Origin of the sequence: Vibrio sp. V42_P2S4T144 (genome assembly GCF_009904715.1) — a bacterium.
GTDB classification, from domain to species: Bacteria; Pseudomonadota; Gammaproteobacteria; order Enterobacterales; family Vibrionaceae; genus Vibrio; species Vibrio alginolyticus.
In genome coordinates this window covers 1-4394 of sequence record NZ_WXWS01000285.1, presented here as the reverse complement: position 1 = coordinate 4394, position 4394 = coordinate 1, and the positions used below count along the sequence as shown (strand labels likewise).

The window sequence follows — 4394 nt, the reverse complement described above, 5'->3', positions numbered from 1 at the left end:
AAATGCCACTTGAAAACGGGTGTTGGACGTATTCAAACGTTATCGTATTAGATGCTTTGTAAAGATCGATCTGGATCTCTTTATAATCGAGGAGTTGGTTGGTGCTATCGTAAATTTCACCATTAACTAAGATGAACAAGTAATCAAAACCATCGGACATTACTTTGAGATCCATGGTAAGTTTGCCCTTCGGAAGATCGGTCAAAACCAGCTCAGATACACCAGGATAAGCTCCCATATCCGCTGATTGCAGTTCACCATTTTCAGCCGTCCAAGCGTTTTGACCGGTATAAACATTTGCGTCTGCTAGCGGAATGGCATTACGCACTGATCTGCTTGCTTTATCTACACCTGAATACTCGAAAGTTGTTGTGAGTCTGGACAGTTTCGGATGATCGGTAAAGAGCTCTATCGTTGTTTCTGATCCCGAATAGCTAGGTTGGTAGCCGACGGTAATTTGACAGCTTTGCGAAGGCTTTAAGGTACCAGTACAAGTGCTTTTCTCGATGGTACTTCCGTATGATATTGTGCTTTGGTAGATGTTGAATGGGATAGTATCGTCATTACGAATAGTAAAGGTCTCTTGCTGCGCTTTTCGCTCAACGAAACGAAGATCTCGGTACTTAGTGAAGCTGATAGTATTGCGATGGCTATCTATCCATCCATTGTGTTGAAAATGAGCGACGTTGGCGTAAACACCATAAGCGTTTGGTTGAGCACATCCATCCCCCCAGCTGACCACGCCTAGCAATTTGTTGATACCGTTATCATCAACGATGAGTGGACCGCCGCTATCTCCTTGGCAGCTATCTTTACCTCCCCAATAGTATCCGGCGCAAATACCGTCATCTGATACATTAGAGTAGTTTCCTGGTAGGTTTTGGCAGGTAGCTCGATCTACGTATTCCAAATCTACTTGTTGTAAAACGGTTGGGTATATTCGGTCTGTCGTGGACGTATTTCCCCATCCAGCCACGTGCAACTTGTCTCCTACGCGTACGCTATCTAAAAGTTCTGGCGTTGCCAGGTCAATAGTTGCGCTATCGATATTGCGTTCTAATTCAATAAGAGCGATGTCATTGTTCGTTGTTATGTTGTTATATTCATCATGTGAATAGATATTTTTAATGGCGATGCGCTGTGCTTGAGACTCTCTGTTTTTGTCATAAAGACCAAGAACGATATCCAGATCGTCCGCATTAAGACCTTCCACACAGTGCGCAGCAGTTAATACGTATTTTCCACCTAGGAAACTGCCACCACAAAAGTGACCAATAGATGTAGGTTGTCCTTTACGTACCAGTGAAGCAATAAATTTCCAGTCGGAAGTGTTGGCAGGTTCGCCGCCGATAATGCGAGTGGATACATCATTCTGAACAGGCTCAAGAGTATCTGCGATTGTGGTTGCTGGTAAAGTCAGCCCAATCAGAAAAGCCACTAACGTTTTTTTCATTTTAATTCCGTAATATTAACGTGGTTTATTATAAGGAGGGCAAATGATAAACGGAATCATTCTCTCAGTAAATAGTTGTGGAGAAATGAAAAATTATAACGTATCGGTTTAACTTTGATGGTTAGAATTGGAGGGGGGATCTTCTGAAAAGATGAAACCCGCCAAGTTGGACGGGTTTCACTATCGTTGTAACTAGTACGGAGGGATTACAGGATCACTGTCTTATTCCCATAAACAAAGACGTGGTCATTGATCACTTTATTCAAAGCCTTACTCAATACGTTCTTCTCTACATCGCGTCCCGCTTGCGCCATATCTTGGGCATTGAATGTATGGTCGACAGGAATTACGTCTTGCTTGATGATCGGCCCTTCATCTAAATCATTAGTCACGAAGTGTGCTGTTGCACCGATGATTTTCACACCGCGATCGTAAGCTTGTTGATATGGCTTCGCGCCAATAAAAGCAGGTAAGAAGCTGTGATGAATATTAATGATTTTGTGGTGATATTTCTCAACAAACGTCGGCGTTAATACGCGCATGTATTTAGCTAGCACCAAAAAGTCAGCATCGTATTGATCGATCACTTCTAGCATCTTCTGCTCGTGTTCTTCACGGCTAAGGTTTTCATGGGTCACATGGTGGTAAGGAATGTCGAAGCGTTCAGTGAGAGTTTGCAGTTTGTCGTAATTCCCCACCACAGCGGCGATCTCAACATCTAGGCTTCCATCGTAGGTTTTCATCAGAATATCGCCTAAACAATGCGCTTCTTTTGTGACGAGAATGACGATGCGCTTACGGCGAGAGCCAACCAATTTACGCTTAGCACCTTGCGGGAGAGCTTGGTCCAAGTCGGCAAGAAACGTTTGATCGTTGAAGTACCCCTCCAACTCCGTTCTCATGAAAAAGTGGCCACTGGTATTATCAACAAATTCGTTATTGTGAACGATGTTGAGTTGGTGCTTGTAACAGATATTAGTAATTTTCGAGATGAGACCCGGGGCGTCAGAACAGTGGGTCAACAGTGTTTTCTTTTCCATAAATCAGGTACTTCCATGCATTAATATTTTAGCGTACGAATTTGTTATTATTCCCTGGCGGGTGTAACTGTACTGCCATGTTTCACCATAAATAATCTATTCTTACGTTGGTTTCAACAAAATATCCGCGTGTCGCCGCAAGCTGGTCAGATTGTGGGCTGATGTCACTCCTATTCCTCTGATATACTCTCGATAATTTTTCAAACTCAATACCAAGCATGATCGCAAAAACTTTTTCCTCTGATGGCGCGTTAGGTAAGGCCATTCCTGGCTTTCAAGCTCGTCAGCCACAAATCGATATGGCGGAAGCCGTCAGCAGTGCGATCAAAGATCAAACCCAGTTGGTGGTGGAGGCAGGAACCGGAACCGGTAAGACCTTCGCCTACTTAGTCCCTGCGCTGTTAAGCGGTAAAAAAGTGATCATCAGTACAGGCTCGAAAAACTTGCAAGAGCAGTTGTACCATCGTGACTTACCGCTCATGGTCAATGCGCTTGGTTTTTATGGCCAAGTGGCGTTATTAAAAGGGCGTTCTAATTATCTGTGTTTGGATCGTTTGAGCCGCCAAATGGTCGAAAGCCACACTAATGAATCTGACCCGACGTTATTAACTCAACTGGTTAAAGTGCGTGCTTGGTCATCAGAAACCAAAACAGGTGACCTTGGTGATTGTGATGATCTGCCAGAAGACAGCATGATCATTCCGACTATCACCTCAACCAATGATAACTGTTTAGGTAAAGAATGTCCGAGCTACACTGATTGCTTTGTATTGAAAGCGCGTAAGCGAGCCATGGATTCCGACATTGTTGTAGTGAACCATCACTTGTTTCTTGCTGATTTAGCGATCAAAGAAACAGGATTCGGTGAACTGATTCCAGAAGCCGATGTGTTTATTTTTGATGAAGCTCATCAGTTGCCAGATATTGCGAGCGAATATTTCGGCCAGTCAGTTTCAAGCCGCCAAATTCACGATCTTGCCAAAGACATTGAAATAGCCTATCGCACCGAAGCCAAAGATATGCGTCAATTGCAAAAAGTGGGCGACAAACTCATGCAAAGCGCAATGGACATGCGGATTGTATTGGGTGAGCCAGGCTTTCGTGGCAACTGGCGTGAGGCGTTGCAATCAGGTTCTATTAAGCGAGAATTATTGCGCTTAACTGACAGCCTCGAATTGGCGATTGATGTACTCAAAATAGCCTTAGGGCGCAGTCAATTACTGGATACCGCCTTTGAACGAGCAAATTTGATCAAAGGCCGTATCGACCGGGTATGTGATGTCGATATTACCGGTTACTCATACTGGTACGATACCTCGCCTCGTCATTTCGCTCTGCACATTACGCCTCTTTCTGTCGCGGACAAGTTCCATGAGCAAATAGAGATTAAACAAGGCGCTTGGATTTTCACGTCAGCAACCCTAGCCGTATCGGGCGATTTCAAGCACTTTACTGAGCGCCTTGGCCTCAAGCCTACAAAGCAATTTTCTCTGCCGTCCCCCTTTGATTATCAAAAGCAAGCGCGCCTTTGTGTGCCAAGGTATTTGCCAGAGCCAAACAGTAACGGCTTAGCGGATAAGTTAGTCCGAATGCTTGCTCCGGTGATTGAAGAAAATGATGGTCGCTGCTTCTTTTTATGTACCTCGCACAGCATGATGCGTGAACTAGGTGAGAAGTTCCGAGAAGTACTTGAGCTGCCTGTGTTAATGCAAGGGGAGATGAGTAAGCAGAAAACCTTGGCGGAGTTTATGGAACTGGGTAACGCTTTACTCGTGGCGACGGGCGCTTTCTGGGAAGGGATTGATGTTAGAGGTGATGCGCTGAGCTGTGTTATTATCGACAAATTACCGTTTACCGCCCCTGACGATCCGTTACTCAAAGCCCGTATCGAGGATTGTCGA

At 44.6% G+C, this 4394-nt stretch carries 3 protein-coding genes; 1 reads left to right on the top strand and 2 read right to left on the bottom strand.

Annotation, left to right across the window (positions count from 1 at the left end; translation table 11 throughout):
• On the bottom strand, window positions 1-1453 hold a 1453-nt coding region (locus CAG68_RS09645; RefSeq protein WP_161441048.1), incomplete at its 3' end, for a trypsin-like serine protease.
• A gap of 206 nt (window positions 1454-1659) precedes the next feature.
• Window positions 1660-2493, bottom strand: coding sequence for a formyltetrahydrofolate deformylase (gene purU, locus CAG68_RS09640; RefSeq protein ID WP_005382206.1), 834 nt, complete (start codon window positions 2491-2493; stop codon window positions 1660-1662).
• Window positions 2494-2711: 218 nt separating this feature from the next.
• Between purU and CAG68_RS09635 the strand changes: the two genes are divergently transcribed.
• Window positions 2712-4394 (top strand): helicase C-terminal domain-containing protein (locus tag CAG68_RS09635; protein WP_161441047.1); only part of this gene is annotated, 1683 nt, incomplete at its 3' end.